12 protein-coding genes are annotated in these 20,379 nt (G+C 41.6%); 8 read left to right on the top strand and 4 right to left on the bottom strand.

Annotated features, from left to right (window positions below; translation table 11 throughout):
• The first annotated feature begins 5 nt into the window (after positions 1-5).
• The 6 genes from BA70_RS15830 (at position 6) to BA70_RS15850 (ending at position 11,472) form a co-directional block, all read left to right on the top strand.
• Entirely contained in the window at positions 6-8,204 is an 8,199-nt protein-coding gene (locus BA70_RS15830) for a non-ribosomal peptide synthetase (RefSeq protein ID WP_034324255.1), read from the top strand.
• A gap of 6 nt (positions 8,205-8,210) precedes the next feature.
• Positions 8,211-8,951, top strand: coding sequence for a thioesterase II family protein (locus tag BA70_RS15835; RefSeq protein ID WP_034324257.1), 741 nt, complete (start codon positions 8,211-8,213; stop codon positions 8,949-8,951).
• A 37-nt stretch (positions 8,952-8,988) separates the two neighbouring features.
• Positions 8,989-9,183 (top strand): hypothetical protein, encoded by a 195-nt coding sequence (locus BA70_RS15840; RefSeq protein WP_149865375.1) that lies wholly within the window; start codon positions 8,989-8,991, stop codon positions 9,181-9,183.
• Positions 9,170-9,316 (top strand): hypothetical protein, encoded by a 147-nt coding sequence (locus tag BA70_RS20190; protein WP_160171275.1) that lies wholly within the window; start codon positions 9,170-9,172, stop codon positions 9,314-9,316. Before BA70_RS15840 ends, BA70_RS20190 begins: the two co-directional genes overlap by 14 nt.
• A 199-nt stretch (positions 9,317-9,515) precedes the next feature.
• A complete protein-coding gene (locus BA70_RS15845; RefSeq protein WP_034324261.1) occupies positions 9,516-9,776 on the top strand; it encodes a YesK family protein in 261 nt (86 codons plus the stop codon).
• Positions 9,777-10,734: 958 nt separating this feature from the next.
• Complete coding sequence (locus BA70_RS15850; protein ID WP_034324263.1) at positions 10,735-11,472, top strand: AAA family ATPase; 738 nt, start codon at positions 10,735-10,737, stop codon at positions 11,470-11,472.
• Between the two features lie 918 nt (positions 11,473-12,390).
• Here BA70_RS15850 and BA70_RS15860 read toward each other — a convergent pair.
• A complete protein-coding gene (locus BA70_RS15860; protein WP_034324268.1) occupies positions 12,391-13,317 on the bottom strand; it encodes a DMT family transporter in 927 nt (308 codons plus the stop codon).
• A gap of 131 nt (positions 13,318-13,448) precedes the next feature.
• Between BA70_RS15860 and BA70_RS15865 the strand changes: the two genes are divergently transcribed.
• Complete coding sequence (locus BA70_RS15865; RefSeq protein WP_034324270.1) at positions 13,449-14,786, top strand: aminotransferase-like domain-containing protein; 1,338 nt, start codon at positions 13,449-13,451, stop codon at positions 14,784-14,786.
• On the opposite strand, the gene BA70_RS15870 is transcribed toward BA70_RS15865, so the two are convergent.
• The 3 genes from BA70_RS15870 to BA70_RS15880 all read right to left on the bottom strand — a co-directional run bounded on the left by BA70_RS15870 (position 14,783) and on the right by BA70_RS15880 (position 16,901).
• Positions 14,783-15,475: a 4'-phosphopantetheinyl transferase family protein gene (locus BA70_RS15870; RefSeq protein WP_034324273.1), complete on the bottom strand. Its 693-nt coding sequence runs from the start codon at positions 15,473-15,475 to the stop codon at positions 14,783-14,785. The two genes, BA70_RS15865 and BA70_RS15870, sit on opposite strands and share 4 nt — an antisense overlap.
• A 99-nt stretch (positions 15,476-15,574) precedes the next feature.
• Entirely contained in the window at positions 15,575-16,165 is a 591-nt protein-coding gene (locus BA70_RS15875; RefSeq protein WP_034324275.1) for a hypothetical protein, read from the bottom strand.
• Positions 16,166-16,256: 91 nt separating this feature from the next.
• Positions 16,257-16,901, bottom strand: coding sequence for a YczE/YyaS/YitT family protein (locus BA70_RS15880; protein ID WP_034324278.1), 645 nt, complete (start codon positions 16,899-16,901; stop codon positions 16,257-16,259).
• Positions 16,902-17,445: 544 nt separating this feature from the next.
• Between BA70_RS15880 and BA70_RS15885 the strand changes: the two genes are divergently transcribed.
• On the top strand, positions 17,446-20,379 hold a 2,934-nt coding region (locus tag BA70_RS15885; protein WP_034324280.1), incomplete at its 3' end, for an isopeptide-forming domain-containing fimbrial protein.

Raw genomic sequence — 20,379 nt, forward strand, 5'->3', positions numbered from 1 at the left:
AAACCATGTTAGTCAGTAGACGAAAAGGAAATACAGCAAATCATATCGTTAGAATCAATGGAAAACGAATCGATCTCAAAGCAGTAGAACGTGTCATCATGCTTCACTTTCCACTAGAGGAATGTGTTTTGATCCCGAAGAAAAATCAAGAGGGCGGCCTATCGCTTGTGCTATTTGCACAGGCGAAGGACCCTTCGCTGACAAGAGAGGATCTGATGAACGGCCTGCTTCATTCTTATGAAGTGCCATCCGCTCTCGTCTTATTACCTTCCTTGCCAAAGACAGAAAGTGGAGCAGTCGATACAGAGGCACTGCTTTCAATTGATGTACTAGATCAAGAGGAATTAAGAAAGATAGAAGAACGCATCAAAGACATAGATGGAGTAGAGGAAGCGGCTGCTTTCATTGAGAGTCAGACAGAAAGACAGACGCCCTATCATTTAGATGACTTATTCCCTGACAGACAGCGTACTCAAGGCAACGAATCGATCTCAAAGGTTGAAGCCAGCCAAACAAAACAATCATCCGCTCATGAAAAACCGCCAGCACTTGTTTATGGTGGTGATGTCATCGAAAAACCAGGTACACCTGTCACATTGACAGAGGTGCTGATCCGTGCAGCCTTTATGTCACCTGACCACGGAGTGACTTATATCAAAAAAGGCGGTCACGCGGTGACCCAAACCTATCCTGAACTACTAACAGACGCTGAACGGGTCCTGTCTGGATTAAGGGCAGCAGGGCTGACAAACGGTGATCAAGTGTTACTTCAATTGAAGGATCATCACGATTTTATCACGGTGTTCTGGGGCTGTATTCTCGGTGGAATCATTCCAACCCCGGTCTCTGTGCCGCCTGTTTATGATGAAATGAATCAAGGTGTGAACAAGTTGAAGGGCGTATTTCAGCTGCAAAATGAACCTTTCATTATTACAAACGAAGCGAGTGCTGAGGACATTGCTGGGTTGCGAGAGGCATTTGAATCAAAAGCGATTCCTATTCTAACAATCGAAACGTTGCTTGCATGCGAACCGGATGAACAGCATTATGAGCCAGAGCCGGATGAGCCTGTGCTTCAGCTGCTGTCTTCAGGAAGTACGGGTGTACCAAAATGTATCCGTCACAACCATCAAAGTATTTTGTCTAGAATCATTTCCTTTGAGCAGGCAAATGGTTTTACGTATGAGGATGTGTCACTTAACTGGATGCCGCTTGACCATGTAGGAGGTATTGTCATGTTTCATGTACATGATGTCTATCTTGGCTGCCAGCAGATTAGTCCATCCATTGATCAATTTATCGAGCGGCCGATGGTGTGGCTGGATTGGGTAGAAACATACGGCGTCACAAGGACGTGGGCACCAAACTTTGCATTTGCCATGATGAATGAATATGAGGATGAGATTCGCAAGGGGGGCTGGGATCTCTCCACCTTGACCTATATCATGAATGCAGCCGAAGCGGTTGTTCCGAAAGTAACGCAGCGCTTCATGCACATCATGGGTCAGCATGGGTTAAGCCGCCATGCGATGGTGCCGGCTTACGGTATGTCAGAAACATCATCAGCTATTGTTCAGTCAAAGGAATTCATGCGGCAGGATGATCAGGATGGACAGCTGACCATCGACCAGACCTCGTTAACGAGTGAGATTCAATATGTAACGCATGATCATCCGCACAAGATGACGTTTACAGAAGTAGGTGCACCGATTCCTTCTGTATGGATTCGGATTGTAGATGAGCATCACCAGGTGTTGCCAGAAGATCAGGTGGGGCGCTTGCAGGTGAAGAGCCCAACGATCATGATGGGCTACTATCAAAATGAGGAAGCCAATCAAGAAGTATTTGCGGAAAACGGCTGGTTTCACACAGGGGATTTAGGGTTTATTCATGAAGGGCGTCTTGTCCTCACAGGACGGGAAAAGGACATCATCGTCATCAATGGAGCGAACTATTTGAATTACGAAATTGAAGCCGTTGTGGAAGAAGTTGATGGGGTTGAAGTCACCTTTGCCGCTGCGTACGGCATTTATAATCCGGAATCAAGCAACGATACGCTCACCGTCTTTTTTGTCTCACAAAAGGATTCGATAGAGGATCAAATCACGATGATTCAGCAGATTAGAGAGGCGATCATTCGGAAAATTGGGATAGAGCCTGATCACATCATTCCGGTGAAAAAAGACCAATTTCCGAAAACAGAGAGTGGGAAAATTCAACGTGCTCAGTTAGGCGCGGCACTTAAAGATGGAGCGTTCCGCGACATTGAACGTGCACTTGATCTTGCCTCAGAAAATGAACAAACACTCCCAGATTGGTTTTTTAAACGCATTTGGGCAAAAGAACATACTGGTCCATCTTTGCCAGCTTCCACTGATCATGTACTCGTTTTTGAGGATGAAAAGGGGCTTTACCAATCGCTTTACGCACAATTCGAACAAACGAATCAGCCCTATGTTTCTGTGAAAAAGGGGTATGAATTTTTACGCCTGTCAAAAGGAATGTATCAGATGAATCCGAGAATCAAGGGGGATTACGTCAGGCTCGTTGCAGCACTTGAAGCAGATGAACTAAAGACCGGCCGCATGCTCCATCTGTGGAATGTGTCGGACAAAGAAAAGATCGTTGATCCTGCTCAGTTCAAAGAACTGCATGAAAGTACCAGTCAATCCATTTTGTATCTATATCAAGCGCTGAGACAAGAAAATCAAGAGCCGATCCGTCTCGCCGTTGTGACAAAAGGTGGTCAATTTGTGAAGCCGCAAGACGATCTTCATGTTGAGAAAACAGCGCTGGTCGGTCTGTTAAAAACCATCCCGCAAGAATGGGAAGGGGCAGAGGTGGCTCATATTGATATTGAAGCGGAGAATGTGGATCAGGATGCCAAACGCATAGCTGAAGAACTGTCTGCGATTCATATGAAAGCAGAGGTGGCTTACCGACAGGGACATCGTCTCGTACCAAAGCTGGAAAAAGTCGATATGATCGAAGCACCTCAAACAGAAGGGTTTTTAGAATATGAAGGTCTTTATTTGCTTACTGGAGGACTGGGCGGTATTGGGTTTGAGCTGTCTAAGCAGATGCTCCAATTTGGCTTAAAGCTCGTGTTAATTGGACGGACACCTCTTGAAGAAGACGGGGAAAAGGAAAAGGCGTTCACACAGCTTAAAGGTCTTGGAGACGTCATCTATGTCCAAGCCGATGTGACCCATTTATCTGATGTCGAGCAGGCAATTTATGAAGCAGAAAAGCATTTTGGACAGTCAATCCGGGGCGCGCTGCATTTAGCCGGAGCCGGCAATGTGTCTGAGCATTTTCAGCATGCGGACAAGTATACACTGGCTCATACATCAGAGGAAGATTTCATAAAAGAATTATCAGGAAAAGCAGACGGAGCCTGGGTGTTACAGGAAGCCTTCAAGCATAATCCGACAGTACCACTCGTCTTTTTTGGATCGGTCAATGGCTTTTTTGGCGGTACAACATTCGGGGCATACTCTGCGGCGAACAGTTTTTTAGATGGACTCGCGCACGCTCTCACCTTTCAAGAAGGAAGAAGAGCGATCTCTTTGAACTTCAGCATGTGGGATAATCTTGGTTTGTCTAAGGGACATACTGGGGCAGCACTAACTGTTCGTAAGGGATTTCAATTGATTGGAAAGAAACAAGGTCTCCACTCATTATGTCTAGGTGTTCGGCTAAATGAAGCGCACCTATTTATCGGCCTGGACGGGGCGAATCCAGAGATCGCTGGGCATCTTCAACCAGCATCAATGCCGCGTTTTAAGAAAAAGCTTTATTATACTGTTCAGCCCGGTAAAGAAGTGAATCTTGATGATATCACGGGCGTAACAGTGGGGGACTGGGACATCAGAGAAGTACCGGATATACCGAAAAAACAAGATGGCTCTATTGATCATGAAGCCCTCAAGCTGAATCATTACCAAAACGTACACCAGATTGAAAAACAATTGCCAGAAACGAAGACAGAGCAGGTGCTTGCGGCTATATGGGAGGACATTTTAGAAGTAGATCGTGTGTACAAAGAGGATCAATTTTTTGACCTTGGCGGGCATTCATTAAAGGCGACTCAAACGATTTCCCGAATCAATCATGAGTTTTCAATCAAGGCGCCATTAAAAATACTATTTGAAAGCAAACATCTGGCACATTTGGCACAAATGGTCGAGGACATCAAAGGAGCTCCAGCCGTTCAGGAAGCCAAGATTCCAAAGCTGGAAAAGCAAACAACCTATGAGCTGTCACATGCCCAGCAGCGGATTTGGTTCTTATCCACATTAGAAAAGAGCCATCATTACAATATATTAGGTGCTTGGAAGCTGACAGGACGATTACACATTCAAGCTTTAACGAAGGCGATTGGCCATTTAACGAAGCGTCATGAGGCACTGCGTGCAACATTCAAATCACTTGGCGGCAAGCCGGTTCAACTCATTCGTGAAGACCTCCCGCCATCAGTGACAGTTGCGAATTTCTCATTATTTAATGAAAAAACAAGAGCGAGAAGACTGGAGCAGCTCATTCAGCAAGAAGCAAACCGCATCTATGATTTAGAAAGAGGCCCACTTGCGCAGTGGACGATTGTCGATATGGGCAAAGAGGAATATTACCTGCTTTGCGCACAGCATCACATCATTTCAGATGCATGGTCGCTCAGCCTGCTCATTCAGGAACTAGAAGTGGTATATGACGCGTTGCTTGCAGAGAAAACACCTCAACTCCCAGCGCTTGAAATTGAATGGACAGATTATGTTCATTGGGAAAATGAACAATTAAAGCATCATCAAGCTGATCAAACCTATTGGCTTGATACCTTACAAGGAGAGCTTCCAGTGTTAGAGCTGCCGTTTGACCGCCCTCGTCCGCCGGTTCAAACATTCAACGGTGCTACAGAGCAAATTGTACTGGATGAACCGCTTATCCGGCGCTTGCAGGCTTTGTCCAAGCAGCAGGGCACAACACTCTTCATGACGATGCTGTCAGCATATTACGTTCTGCTTCACAAGCTGTCAGGGCAAACAGATGTCATCATTGGTTCGCCTATCGCAGGGCGCGATGTCGAACAATCAGAGAAGCTTGTTGGGATGTTTGTGAATACACTCGCGCTGAGACAGGACGTCTCAAAAGTGGATACATTTGCTGATTTAATGAAAAACGTGAAAGAAATGACGTTAAAAGCCTTTGAGCATCAGCATTATCCATTTGACAAGCTTGTCGATGACCTTTCGATGGATAGAGATTTAAGTCGATCACCTATTTTCCAAGTCGCCATGGGATATGTAACAGATTCGTTAGAGGTAAACCTAAAGGGGCTGACATCTGAACATGTGATGGTACATCATACAGTATCTAAATTTGATCTTACCCTGCATGTATTTGAACAGGAAGATCAGCTGTCGATTCATGTGGAATACAATACGGATTTATTTGATCAAGAGACAATCCATCGTTATATGAATTATTATCTTCATCTGTTAGATGGCATGACGGCTCAGCCTGAACGCACATTTTCTGATTATTGCTTAATGGACAAAGCAGAACAGGAAGCCATGATCATAGGGAAAAACCAAACCGATACGTCTTATCCAAGACGAACACTTCAAGAGCTGTTTGAAGAACAGGTGCAGCGTGATCCGCATCGCATTGCCTTGTCCTATATGGAAGAGCACATGACGTATCAAGCCTTGGATGAGAAGGCAACACAACTTGCTGCTTACTTACAGTCAAAAGGAATTGGACCAGGTTCACTTGTACCGATGCTCTTTGACCGTTCCTTTGAAATGATTGTCTCGGTACTAGGTATCGTCAAGTCTGGTGCTGCTTATGTTCCGATGTCACCTGAATATCCAGATGCACGAATACGCCTGATTGTCAGTGATACACAAAGTGATGTGATCTTAGCCCAGTCTCATCTTGCAGATCGTCTAGAGGGTCTTGCAGGCACAATCGTTGAAATGGACAAGCCTTTACCAAAGACAGAAGCAGTGTACCAAAGAGAAAAATCAATCATAGGGGAAGATCAACTGGCCTATGTCAACTACACATCAGGATCAACAGGCACGCCTAAAGGCGTGATGCTCCCGCATGCAGGAGTTGTCCGTTTAGTCAAAGAAACGAACTATATTGAACTAGGCTCAGAAGATAAGATGCTTCAGCTGTCAAACTATGCATTTGATGCCTTTACATTTGAATTATGGGGAATGCTGCTGAATGGCGGTCAGCTGATTTTGATTCCAAAATATGCAGCACTGAATATGGACGAATTAACGCAGTTGATCAAAACGCATCAAGTGACAGCCAACTGTCTGCCAACGGCATTATTCAATCGACTGATTGAGCATGACCCAAAAAGTGTAGCAGGCTACCGCACATTACTCGTTGGCGGAGAAGCCATGTCTAGTGAGCATGCCCGAAAGGCATTGCCGTATATGGAAGGTGTGTTGATCAATGCTTACGGTCCAACAGAAAACACGACCTTAGCGACAACTCATCAAGTCACACACGTACCAGAGGATGCAAGATCAGTTCCAATTGGGGTCCCAGTGGCGAACTCCACTGTCGTCATACTAGATGAATATTTCAAGCCAGTACCAGCAGGCGTCAAGGGAGAAATCTATATCGGCGGAACAGGACTGGCTAAAGGGTATCTCCACGATCCAGAACGGACGCAGGAACGGTTTATTGACAATCCATTCCCGGCTTTAAAAGGAGACAAGCTGTATCGTTCAGGTGATCTAGGGAAATGGCGGTCAGATGGCAGCATTGAATACCTCGGCCGAAAAGACAACTTGGTGAAAATTAGAGGCTACCGGATTGAATGTGGAGAAATTGAGACAGCCCTGCTCAAGCATCCACAAGTAAAAGAATGCACAGTCATCGCCAAAACGTATGGCAGTTCAAAACGGCTGGCGGCTTACCTTGTCACTGATGGAGAGAATCCTGTTCCGGGCTGGAAAGCATTTTTACAGGAAAGCCTGCCAAGCTATATGATTCCAAGTTACTTTATCGCAATGGATGCGATTCCAGTCACAACGAACGGGAAAGTCGATCAAAAAGCCCTGCCAGAACCGACGGAAATGGTCTCTTCCTCTCATGAAGACGACAAACCGGCAACTGAAACGGAACAACTGATTGTCTCAGCTTTCATGGAAGTGCTTGGGGTGAAACAAGTAGGCGTGCATGACTCCTTCTTTGATTTAGGCGGAGATTCGATTATGAGTATCCAGGCTGTGGCCAAATTAAAAGAAAAGGGCGTTCGTGTTGATCCAAAATGGATTTTCATGCATCCAGCGCCAGCGCAGCTAGCCGCTTACTTGGACACATTGCCAGAAACCGGCGAGCATGTAGAAAGAGAACCGAAGGACTATGTGATCGAGCTGAAAAAAGGCGATCCAGCTGAACCGAGTATTTTCTTTGCACCACCTGCCGGGGGGACGGTGATGGGCTATATCGATGTCGCCAAGCTCATGACACATCAAGGAGCCGTTTACGCTTTGCAGTCACCAGGCTTATATGAGGATGAAGAACCACAATTCCTTCATTACACAGAGCTTGTCACCATTTTTATCGAAGCCATTGAGACCTTCTATCGACCAGGAATTGACTACCTAGCAGGGCATTCAATGGGCGGCCATCTTGCCTACGGAATGAACCAGCGGCTCTGCCATGCAGGAAAAGCGCCGAAAGGACTGATCATTTTAGATACGGTTCCAGTGCTAAGAGATGAGGCAGATCAAGCGCTCCATGCGGATATGAACGAAGAAGAAGTGAAAATGCTTGCGCTCGTCCTTGGAATGGGGAATCTCGTTGGAATCCAGCCAGAAGCTATACAAGGATTGAGCTTCCAAGAAGTGAAACAGAAAATACTCAAAGAGGCAGAAAAGGATGAAGTGGTCCATCAATTTATGAATGATCACTATTTAGATAAATACTTGCAAATGCAGACACATAATACGATCATGTCACAAGCCATTGAATTAGAAAAAGAACCATTCCCTGTGCCGTTTTATATTGTACAAAGCAGTGATCACGCCACAGATTTCCAGAAGAAGTTTGCAGACTGGGAGGCTTATACGAAAGAAATGTGCACGTATTATCAAATCAAAGGTGACCATGTCACCATGATGAAAAGGCCACAGGCAGATGAACTTGCACAGATTCTTCAAACTATCATAAAGGGGTAAGGACGTATGAATCAGTTATTGAAAACCTTTGAAAAAAAATCAGACCTCATTCAGCTTATTTGTTTTCCTTTTGCAGGCGGATATTCCGCCTCTTACCGTCCACTCTTTGAACAACTTAAGGGCATTGCCGAAGTGACAGCAGCAGAGCCCCCGGGCCATGGGACCAATCTCATGCCGCTTGAATCAAGCATTGATCGGCTGGCTGAGTTGTACAAAGAAGGATTGACAGGCAAATTGAACCGTCCATTTATCTTATTCGGACATTCAATGGGAGGACTTGTGGTGTACAGACTGACCCAACTGCTAGAAAAGGAAGGGATATATCCTGCAGCCGTCGTGATCTCTGCCATTCAGCCGCCGCAAACAAAAAGACGGATTCTGACTCATTTATCCAATGAAGCATTTGTTCAGCATATTGCCGAAATGGGCGGGATTCCAAAGGAATTATTAGAGAACAAGCCAATGATGGATTACTTTACACCGTCCTTGCGCGCAGACTATCAAGCACTGGAAACCTTCCAGCACACAGACAAATCGATCATTGAATCACCCGTTTATTTATTCAATGGAAAGCAAGATGAGAAATGTATGCAATATGCAAGCGGCTGGCTAAAATGGGCAAAAACCATCGAACGCACCAATTTCGACGGAGGTCACATGTACATCAACACACACCTCGAGCATTTCACAGAACAGATGAGACATGTCATTGAACATGCAACAAATCATCAATTGATCAAACATTAAAAAGAAAGCGGTCCTCGTTTGAGGGGCCGCTTTTTTGGTGGCTATGGACTATCATTGGCTTGATACTTTACAAAGAAACAATCTTTACGAAGATGTGTATCAACTAGCTTTTGAAGCTGCTCGATACTATAATAGAAGTGGGCGGTTGGAAATTTATGTCGTTTTTTACGAAAGAGCACTTGAAGCAAAGTTGTTAATTCAGGGAGGGGAATTGTTATATGTTGAAGAGTAAAATTTTTGTTCCCATCATGCTTGTAACTGTAGCATTAGCGTTACCAATTTTTCATTCTGCTGCTGTCTCACATGAAATGGCTGACAAAGTGATTACATCAAGTGTAGGAAAAGAAGCTGGAAATAAAATATAAAAGTAAAGACTCTGCGATACTCATGGTCACAGAGTCTTTACTTTATATGAATTATTTGAAATTTTTTAGGCTTTCGATATCTGGTTTAACAACTTTGTTGGTCAGTGGTCAACAAATTAAATCAGTGGTACGATATTGAAAGGATACATAATTATTCATTAGGGTTCTTTTATCATCTCTTTCAAGGGGGGCAAGACAAATGTCTTTCTGGCTACTGACAACTATCCTTACAGTTATTATACTAGGCGTTTCTTTAATCTTTAAAAAAAAACAGTCATCTTTCCAGTATGGATTTCCAGCAGTTTTAATGATGGTAAGTATCATCTTATTGCTCATAAGCTTTTTTGTGGGAGGATGGGAAGGTTTAGGGTTAGGAGCGATCAGCGTTTCTTTGTTAGTTTCATCCGTTATCACTTTAATTATTACAAGCATTTTGAGTTATTTTAGTGGTATGAAATAAAAATAAAGCTTATGTTTGTGGACATAAGCTTGTTGATTATGCTTTTTTATAGCGAATATACATGCCTCGAATAATTTTTGTAATTACAGAGGAGCACATGCATAAAAAAGTCACCACCCCTACCCAATACATATTTGACATGTCAAACCCAGTATAGGCAAATATAAAAATGGTTGAAGTTATAAATGTGATAGTTAAAACCACATGAACCTTCTTAAAGATTAAATAGCCAATAATCCCCCAAGCCAAATACAACAATGGCAATGTGAATAACACAAGCCTCATGGGTTCAAGATAATGTCAGTTAATTTACTCCACGCTCCTCGTCAGTTATTTTACAACTTCCAAGCTTGTCATTTCCCAATCTCTATCAGATTTTAGAGATATCTCTTTAGAGTCTTTGCTTTCAATATTATATTCAATAACTCTGCCAATAACTCCATCCTTATCTCTATCAAACATTCTTACCAATGCATAAATCTTGCCGTCTAAAATCTTGACCTCTTCTAAACGTTCGTCATCTGATTTAAGGGTATTTTTATAGAGTCTAACTCCATACTATTTAATAGGACTCCAATTTTTATGACAAGACTCTACAGTATTTGCCTTGGTTCTCGACACAACAGCTGCATGTCCAAAACCAATTGCGACTATCTGAATTCAAGTCCTAACTAACCAATACATCTTTTAGTGTGATCCACATTTACCATATTGATATTTAATATTGATCATATAAACATAAATTGAATTTTTAAGGTTTAATGCGTGATGAATTGACATGTTAAATTTGAGTAAATTTTTAAATTAAAAAAGAGACTACTCGTAATAGTCTCCCTTTGAACATAAAGGATGCTTTTTCTTGTCTTGGTACTGAAATGTATGAGAAATTAAACATATATCCATTAATCATTGTGATTTCATTGACGATTACATACTTAAAAGGAAGGGGAGAGTAATTATAACTTTACAAAAAATAACTTTTCTTAAGGATAAAGTGGCGTCCTATAATGAATACCCTTTTTGTGTTCCGGTAATAAAAAATTTAGATGAACTCAAAATCACAAACAATGTAACATTTTTTGTTGGTGAAAACGGATCAGGCAAGTCAACTTTACTAGAGTCTATTGCAGATAGTTGTGGTTTTAATATAAATGGTGGTGGCCGAAATAATTTGTATACTAATAATATAGATGAAACTACACTAGGTTCCTATTTGCGTTTATCTTGGCGACCTAAAATAACAAACGGTTTCTTTTTAAGAGCTGAATCTTTCTATAACTTCGCTGCATATTTAGATACTTTAAATCAAGAAAGCGGTGAAGATGTTTATGCTCCTTACGGAGGCACACCACTGCATAAGCAGTCTCACGGAGAATCTTTTTTATCTTTGTTTAATAATCGTTTTAACGGAAAAAGTGCTCTTTATTTACTTGATGAACCAGAATCTCCACTTTCTCCAGCAAGGCAGTTAGGATTATTGAAAATTATTCACGACCTTTCTACAAAGAGTAACTCTCAATTTATAATAGCTACCCACTCTCCAATTTTGTTAGGGTATCCGGAAGCAACCATTTTAAATTTTGATGGAAAGAAAATAGAGGAAATACGATATGAAATGACTGAGCATTATCAAATTACCAAATATTTTTTAGAAAACCGTACAGCTATGTTAGACCATTTGTTAAATGAAGATTGAATTTTTCGAAATCTTCAGGAGCACTAATTTACGACTAATAGGTCTAACCTTCAATTCCCCGTTCCTTCTCCAACAATGGAACGCTGTAATTGTATTTTTTTCATTGGTCAATATACACACACTCTCTCTGCGCTTTTACTCTAAGGATAATAGAAGTTCACACGCGAAACAAACAAGAATTACGCAAGAAGTTATAAATTTCAATTAATGTTACTATATTACAAATACTAGTCGATATTAAATGATTGCACAATTGAGCTTTAGGAGGGATTTTATTTGTTATTTGTGGGCACGGCAATACTTATAGTGCTATGTGTTTCTGGATCTATGATAGAGAAAAGAATAAAAAACATTGAGAAACAAAACGATATCATCATAGAACTTTTAAAAAGAAAATGAGCAATAGAAAATATTCAAAATAAAAAAGCAGGCTAGCTCTTCCTGCTTCTTTTTCGTTCTTAAAGCTGATACACCTAATTCGGTGTTTCAATTTGGTTTGTATTAACATGACATCGAAAAACTTGCTTATATCTTTTCCTAAGATATATTGATCCATATACAACATTAGAATGGCCATCTGTTTTTTATCCGTAGAAAATAAGATTCTACCAAGGTTAATAATTGTCAAGAAAATGAAAAATGAGATGTAGATGATTGATAAGTTTTTGATAAAATACGCCAGTAATCCACCTAAGAATAATGGTGCTAGTATGTAGTTAATAGCAAATAATATATATAAATAAGGTCTATTACGTTGATAGCTTCTCAACTCATTGAGGATCAATATTTTTGTATATACTGAAAATGTATGCAATCATAACACGTCCACTTTAATTTGTATAAAAAGGAAAAAGATTCTCTTTCCCCTTTTTATACAAAAAATACAATATAATAATTGAATTTATTATTTGTTTTAGCCTATTTCTGATGTGAAGAATTCTGCTTCTTCACTACATTCCCGCCAATCACCCCGCCAATGACCAACACAGCCCCGATGATATGATAGATATCAATCGTTTCATGTAAAATGAGAACCCCGGCGCCTATTGTGATAAACGCGGATAGATTGTTAAAGGTGCTGACCTTTGCAGCTTCAAGATGAGAGAGGGCATAGTTAGATAAATACGCAGTGAGAAGTGATGAAAGAATGCCTAAAAAGAGCATAGACCATACAAAAGATGAATGTGTAAAAGGGTTGAAAAATTGCGTCATTGTATGGTTTACCGAGTGTCTAATGAGAGCGACGGCATTGAAAAAGACAAATCCAAAGAATGTCATCACGAAGGTGAGTTCAATCACATGGAACCGCCGTGTAACCACCCGGGCAAATACACTGTAAGCACTGGATGACAAGGCAGAAAGTAAAATCAGCACATAGCCGATCATGTGTGAATGTTTCACATCAATTCCCTTCATCACAAAGAGGAGCATCACCCCGGACACAGAAAGAATGGTAAAGAACACCTGTATCCATGTGGCACGTTCTTTTAAAAACCACGCTGCCAGCACCATCGTCAGAATGGGAATCGTCGCCTGAATGATGCCAGCCTCTGACGAAGACGTATACATTAGCCCCCATACTTGAAATGCAAAAAACAAGACAGGGTAAAGCAAGGAAAACGGTACAAGATAGATGAGGTCACGCCATTGAAAGGATAAACGGTATTTCTTACGTAAAAATGGATACAGCAAAAGAGCGGCTGCAAAAGAAATTGTAAAGCGGTGTGCCAATAAATCAATCGGATTCGCTGATTCTAATGCGATTTTCACAAATAAGAATGAAAAACCAATGATACAGGCGTATGCTATCGCAGCAAAATACGCCTTTTGTTTTGAATTGTCCACAAATATTCTCCTCTACACGAGCATGCATGCTTCAGTTGAATTGACCGGTTCTGTCTTTTTATCGTAAACGGATCATCTTAGGTGTACAATAAGAGTTCATGATATCTGTACCGGTACAAGGAGGAAGTAGTGTGAGGAAATATGATCAGCTTGTTCTGAGCTTAAAAGAGAAAATCGAGTGCGGTGAGTACAGGGCTGGTATGAAAATCCCTTCAATTCGCCACTTAGCGGCTCAATATGCTGTGAGTAAAAGCACGGTCATCAAAGCATTAGACACATTAGAGCGTGAACATCTGCTTTATTCTGTGGAAAGAAGCGGCTATTTTGTCGTGAAAACAAATCAGTCGGCGGGTAAGCAGGACAGCACATGGATTGATTTTGCTTCATCTGCGCCTGATCCTGTTGTGTTTCCATATGTCGATTTCCAGCACTGCATCAACCAAGCGATAGATTTGTATCAAAATGATCTATTTATCTACGGTACAGCCAACGGATTACCATCCCTACTGCCAGTCATTTCAAAGCGATTGATGGATTATCAAGTATTTGCAAATCCAGAACAGATCGTCATGACCTCGGGTATTCAGCTTGCTTTATCGATTTTAAGCACCATCCCGTTTCCGAATGGGAAACAGACCATATTAGTAGAACAGCCGGGCTATCACCTATACCTCCAATATTTAGAGAAAAATCAATTGCCCGTGCGCGGGATTCAGCGGACGGAAAAAGGACTCGACCTTCAGGAATTGGAGCGCATCTTTCGAGAAGAAGAGATTCGCTTTTTCTATACGATGCCAAGATTTCAAAATCCGCTTGGAACGAGTCTATCGAAACAAGAAAAAATAGCGATTGCAGCTCTTGCCGAGGCGTATGATGTCTACATCGTTGAAGATGATTATGTAGCAGATTTAGAATTCGACACAAAAAGAGACCCGATCTATTCGTACGATCAGGCGGGAAAGGTTATTTATTTAAAAAGCTTCTCAAAAATCATCTTTCCAGGGCTTCGAACAGGAGCTGTCGTCTTACCTGAAGAACTGATTGGACCTTTTAGTGAACACAAACGGCTCATTGATATCGACAGCTCTATGTTGTCCCAGGCAGCCTTAGAAATTTATTTAAAAAGCGGGATGTTTGAGCGTCATAGAGAAAGGATGCAAACAACCTATCGAAACCGATCCAAACAGCTAGTGACATGTTTAAAAAACGACCAAGGCGCCTATCAGCTGGGGGAAGAGGACCCAGCTACCCATACACATCTTCTTCTCGATCGTTCCATTCCAATGAATCAGCTCATTCATCAGCTGAAAAAGGCATCTGTTTACGTTCAGCCAATAGACCGCCATTACATCTCTACCTATCAGAAGGCGCCCATTCTTCAGCTGAACATCTGGCATGTGAAAGAAGAGCAAATCACACGCGGAGTCGATTTGTTAAAGACGGCACTTCAGCAAATCGCACGTTATTAAAGGCGTGACAGTACCTCTTTGCAAGTGAGTGTCTCGACGCTCTCAGCCGCAACAGGCTTTCTTGTGCACACGGCCATTTGATAAGCAGGATCAAGTGAGTATATATGGACAAAGCAAGGAGCTTCATGATCAGGTAATGTCAAAGTAGCTTGTCCATCTTTTGACAGGCGGGCTGTAAAGGACGAAAGACCATAGGATAATCCCTTTCCGGTCAGCTTGATAAAGGCTTCCTTCATTGACCAGAGATGAAAGAAGTAGGCTTCCTGTCGTTCCACAGGTTGTGAGAGTAAATCCTGATATTCATCATTTGAAAAAAAACGTTTGGCAATCGTAAGATCAATGGGTTTCATCTCCTCAATATCGATGCCAACAGGTGCATCATCTACTGCACAAACCACCCAATCGCCAGAGTGAGAAAGGTTAAAATGAAAAGAAGGAATTTGCCGGACGACAGGCTTGCCATTTTCCTCTGTTTCAAACACAATTTGATCTATAGGAATGGCGTACATATCATGGATGATTTGACGAATCAACACTTCACCTAACAGCGTTCTTCTTGCATCAATCAGAAAACGAAATCGCTCAGCCGCAGCACGCTTTTCAGGTGACACAAAGGGCTTCAGCCGATCGATTTGTTTTCGTGCTTCTATCTCTTGTAAGTGTTGTAATTGGATAGCGAAAATCTTCATAACGAACCTCAATTTTTTACATTTATTGTACCATTCGAGGGGGCCGTGCAAAAGGAAAACAGGAATCATCGTGAAAAAGGCAGCGTGTCCCGCTACTTTTTACGTCTGTTTGATGACGTGAACACCATTCGGATCCGTCATATTCATCGCCTCAGAATCAGACATTTTCACCTCGAGTAAGGAAAGGCGTTCTCCTATTTGCCAGTGGATGGGCTGGTTCAAACCAAACAGCAGCTGATCGAATTTTGGTGTATGTACCAAATCAGGAACAGCAATTGTTATCTCACGCAGCGCTTCTTCTCCATTCTCAATAACATCTATACGGCGCTGCAATTCGAGCCTGAAACGAAATGGTGTGGAAATAAATGTTCTTCGTTCCCCAGCTTGGATCGGCCAGTTCAGCTCTTTTGCCTGTACAAGCAGCTGATCATATTCTTCTTCTGTGACCAGAAAGCCGATGTGATCAAAAAGCACTTTCTTGCTATAACCGAATGTAAGGTTGATATGTCCCTTTCTCATTTCGACAATTCGAAAGCTCGGCTCTTTCTCTCTAAAATCATCCCATTTGAGCGGAGGGTGAAAAGAACCGTCCTTTGTGAAACGCTTCTTTACTTGAAAGCCTAGTGCAAAGTAAGCCTGTTCTGTCTCTTCAACAAATGGTGTCCAGTAATGATAGTGGAAAAGCTGCATGAGGACTCATCTCCTGTTTTTTAATATAAGAATATTCAGTTTATTAAATGTAACACAAGAAAACCATTCTCATCAGTAGAATGGCTTTTTCCTATCGGGTAAGAGTTTGAACGGGTTTCTCTGCCGTTTTTGTAATGAGCAGCTGCAGGAGCCGTGTGGATTGTGGCAAGGAGAAACGAAGCACAAGTCCTGTAAAAATGGCGGTCAAAATGGTCCCGATTCCGATCGGCCCGCCGAGCATCCATGCAAATAAAAGCACTGTTAACTCAATGCCATTTCGCACCCACTGCACGTTCAATCCTGTTTTCGCTGAGATGAGCAGCATTAAAGAATCTCTTGGACCGGCGCCAAGATTGGCCGAGACATAAATGCCAACACCATACCCTGAAACCACAACGCCCGTAATAAACACATATAAAGCGGGTAAATACCCATGTGGTGCAGGCAATACCGCATTAAAGAAATCTATAAACATACCAATCAGCACCATGTTCAGTAATGCGCCGATCTTTGGAAATGATTTTGTAAAGACAGAAGTCAGTGTCACAATGAGTGCACCAATAATAATGGACCACTGTCCAATCGTGAGTCCAAAGTGCTGAAACAGTCCGTAGTGGAAAGCGTCCCAAGGACCAATCCCAAGAATCTTTCCTTTCACTGTCAGCGATAGTCCAAAAGCTAGTACGATCAATCCAACAAAATAAAAAAACCAACGTAAAAGATGTTCCCGCTTCAAAAGCCTTCCCTTCTTTCTTAAACACTCGATTTCCATCGTAACATACTCACACGCCCCTTTAAATGGCTTTGCTCAATTGTAATCGCTTAATTATAAAAAGAATTTTTTCGCATCGTAAAAGTCAAAACATCAAAACAAGCAGCAAGACTTTCGGCTTGTTTTTTTTAACAAAGCGAACCAATTATTCCCTTTTTTTAATAAAAAAAGAAAAAAATTCAATATATATTAACAAAAAATTAATCGTCACCTAATAAAAGAATATTTATCTTTAAATAGAAAGGATTGTATGTGATTCGCATCATAAGACCTGTTTGTAAAGATAGATAGATGATGAAATTTGAGATGGAAAAAGGTTAATTTATTGGAAAGACATAAGCGAATCAATCATTGAGAGGTATATAGTTCTAAATGTCTATTTTTGTCGAAAATAGTCATTTAGTCATGTTGAGGCTTTTGAAATATTATTGATATTCTTTACCAAAGTGTGGGAGGTGAACTGGTACATACCATTATGATCTGAAGCATGGAAAGGGGATGTCAAAGAATGAACATATTAAAAAGAACGAGTCAATTATTTCTTATATTGGTGCTGATTGCTGGAAATTTATTAACAGTCTCACCAGCTGTTACAAAAGCCGCTGGGACGGTGGTTGTCAATAACACAGATTCCTACATGATTGGCCAAAGTGGCCAAGGTCTTCCAATGACCCTTTATCAGCTTGATGGGAATAATCCAACCAGCGTAAAGGCTAGTGTGCCGGTGAAGGGGATTAATACAAATTTAGTAAACGGTGTTGCTGTCAATGATCAAGAGAACGCTGTGTATGCAACGACAACAGCAAGCGGAGAACCTGTTCTTTATAAAATAAATACAACTTCTGGACAAGCACAGCGAGTAGGTGTTTTAGGTGGAAATGCCAATAATGCCGTTATTTACAATGGTAAATATTTACATGCTTATACTTCAGGTGGTGAATACTTCCTTGGAACGTACGATTTAGCTACAGGTCAAAAAACGTCCAAAAAAATTGTAGGCTATGACATCGGCTCTGGCGTTGGCGGGGACCTTGTAGTCGATAAAGACGGCTATCTGTGGTTCGCATCAAATGGAAGTGGCGCCATTGCGCAAATGAATCCAGATACAGCTGAAGTGATTCGTGTCATTCCAATTAAAAATGCGGATGGTAAAACGATTGACGGAGGCATTCGGGGGATTAGCTTTTTGCCAAATGGACAAATGCTATTAGTGTCAGGGTTAAATGAGTCTATCGGACATTCTACTCTTTTTACACTTGATGCGAAAACATTAAGTACAACTTATATGGGTACTGCAGGTAATTCATTATCTTACGACTTAGCTTCACGGGTGAAGCCAGAATTTGACCCATATCCTCCAGAGCTTGAATCAGAAAAATCTGTTGTCTTACAGAAAAAAGCAGAGGGCAACACAGATGAGAAGAATCCAGAAGTAGGAGACACGCTGCTTTATACAATTAAAGCAAAAAATACTGTGCAATTTGGTATTGTCAAAAATCTGATCATATCAGATAACCTTCCGAGCAGCTTAGCCTATGTTCCAGGCTCACTTAAGGTGGATGGCGCAGGCGTAACAGATGCTAAAGACCAAGACAAAGGTGATTATACAAACGGCACAGTTACAGGTCAATTAGGTGATGTGAAAGATACCGATTGGCACACTGTGACATTTGAAGCGAAAGTAGCAAAAGGTCAAGCTGGCAAAGATATTCAAAATACAGCGAATGTCAAAGGGGAAAATACACCACCAGACAAACCAACAACAAACATAGAAATTTATCCTCGTGATCCAAAGCTTGAATCAGAAAAAACATCAGAGACGAATGTCAAAGGGGAAAATACACAAACAGACAAACCAAAAACAAACATAGAAATTTATCCTCGTGAACCAAAGCTTGAATCAGAAAAATCAGCGGTCTTACAGAAAAAAGCAGAAGGTAATACAGATGAGAAGCATCCAGAAGTAGGAGATACATTACTGTATACCATTCAAGCCCGTAACGCTGTTGAAGATAGCGTGATTGAAGACCTTGTGATTTCTGACAAGTTACCTCAAGGATTATCATATGTACCAAATTCACTTCAGGTAGATGGAAACCCAGTCACGGATACAAAAGATGACGACAACGGTGATATGACAGACGGAACTGCCACTGGAACGTTCGGTGAAGTAAAAGATGCGAAATGGCACACAGTGACGTTTGAAGTGACGGTTAACAAAGGTCAAGCAGGCAAAGACATTCAAAATACAGCCAACGTCACAAGCGGCAACACACCGCCGGACGAGCCGACAACGAATGTAGAAATCTATCCTCGTGACCCGAAGCTGACTTCTGAAAAATCAGCCGTCTTGCAGAAAAAAGCAGATGGTAATACAGATGAGAAGCATCCAGAGGTCGGTGACACACTTCTTTATACAATTAAAACAAAGAATACGATAGAAGACAGTCTCGTTAAAAACTTAGTAATCTCAGATGAACTGCCAGAAGGATTAGCATATGTGCCCAATTCACTTGAGGTAGACGGACAAGCGGTGACAGATGAGCAAGATCAAGACAATGGTGATGTCACAAATAGAACCGTCTCAGGACAATTCGGTGACATTCATGATACAGATTGGCATACCGTGACGTTTGAAGTGACGGTTGAAAAAGGACAGTCTGGTAAAGACATTCAAAATACAGCGAGTGTCACAGGTGAAAATACACCACCAGACGATCCAACAACAAAAACAGAAATCTATCCGCGTGATCCAAAGCTTGAATCAGAAAAATCAGCGGTTTTGCAGAAAAAAGCAGAAGGTAACAAAGATGAGAAACATCCAGAAGTAGGGGACACCCTTCTTTATACAATTAAAACAAAGAACACAATAGAAGACAGCCTTATTGAAAATCTAGTCATCTCAGATCAATTGCCAAAAGGGCTGAAGTATGTTGCTGGGTCTCTTGAAATTGATGGAGAATCCGTCACAGATGTGAAAGACGACGATAGCGGTGACTACACAGATGGAAAGGTCACGGGATATTTTGGTGATGTGAAGGACACGGACTGGCATACCGTAACGTTTGAAGTAACAGTTGAAAAGGGACAGTCTGGTCAAGACATTCAAAACACAGCCGAAGTAACAGGTGAAAACACGCCGCCAGATGATCCAACAACGAAAACACAAATTTACCCTCGTGAACCAAAACTATCATCAGAAAAGGCAGCGAGTATTCAGAAAAAAGCAGAAGGAAACACAGATGAAAAGACACCACAGGTAGGCGATACCCTTCTTTATACGATCAAAACAAAGAATCTTGAAGAAGACAGCATCGTCAAAAATTTAGTGATCGCAGATCAACTGCCAGAAGGTCTTGAATATGTCGAAGGATCATTAAAAGTAGATGACCAAGCTGTCACAGATGCAAAAGATGACGACAACGGAGACTACACAAAAGGC

The organism is Bacillus zhangzhouensis, assembly GCF_000715205.1.
Lineage (GTDB): Bacteria > Bacillota > Bacilli > Bacillales > Bacillaceae > Bacillus > Bacillus zhangzhouensis.

What these genes read in the sequence shown, in the direction of transcription:
- BA70_RS15870 (WP_034324273.1), bottom strand. Translation starts at nt 15,475, where the DNA reads ATGAAGATTTTCGCTATCCAATTACAACACTTACAAGAGATAGAAGCA.
- BA70_RS15830 (WP_034324255.1), top strand. Translation starts at nt 6, where the DNA reads ATGTTAGTCAGTAGACGAAAAGGAAATACAGCAAATCATATCGTTAGA.
- BA70_RS15835 (WP_034324257.1), top strand. Translation starts at nt 8,211, where the DNA reads ATGAATCAGTTATTGAAAACCTTTGAAAAAAAATCAGACCTCATTCAG.
- BA70_RS15875 (WP_034324275.1), bottom strand. Translation starts at nt 16,165, where the DNA reads ATGCAGCTTTTCCACTATCATTACTGGACACCATTTGTTGAAGAGACA.
- BA70_RS20190 (WP_160171275.1), top strand. Translation starts at nt 9,170, where the DNA reads ATGTTGAAGAGTAAAATTTTTGTTCCCATCATGCTTGTAACTGTAGCA.
- BA70_RS15845 (WP_034324261.1), top strand. Translation starts at nt 9,516, where the DNA reads ATGTCTTTCTGGCTACTGACAACTATCCTTACAGTTATTATACTAGGC.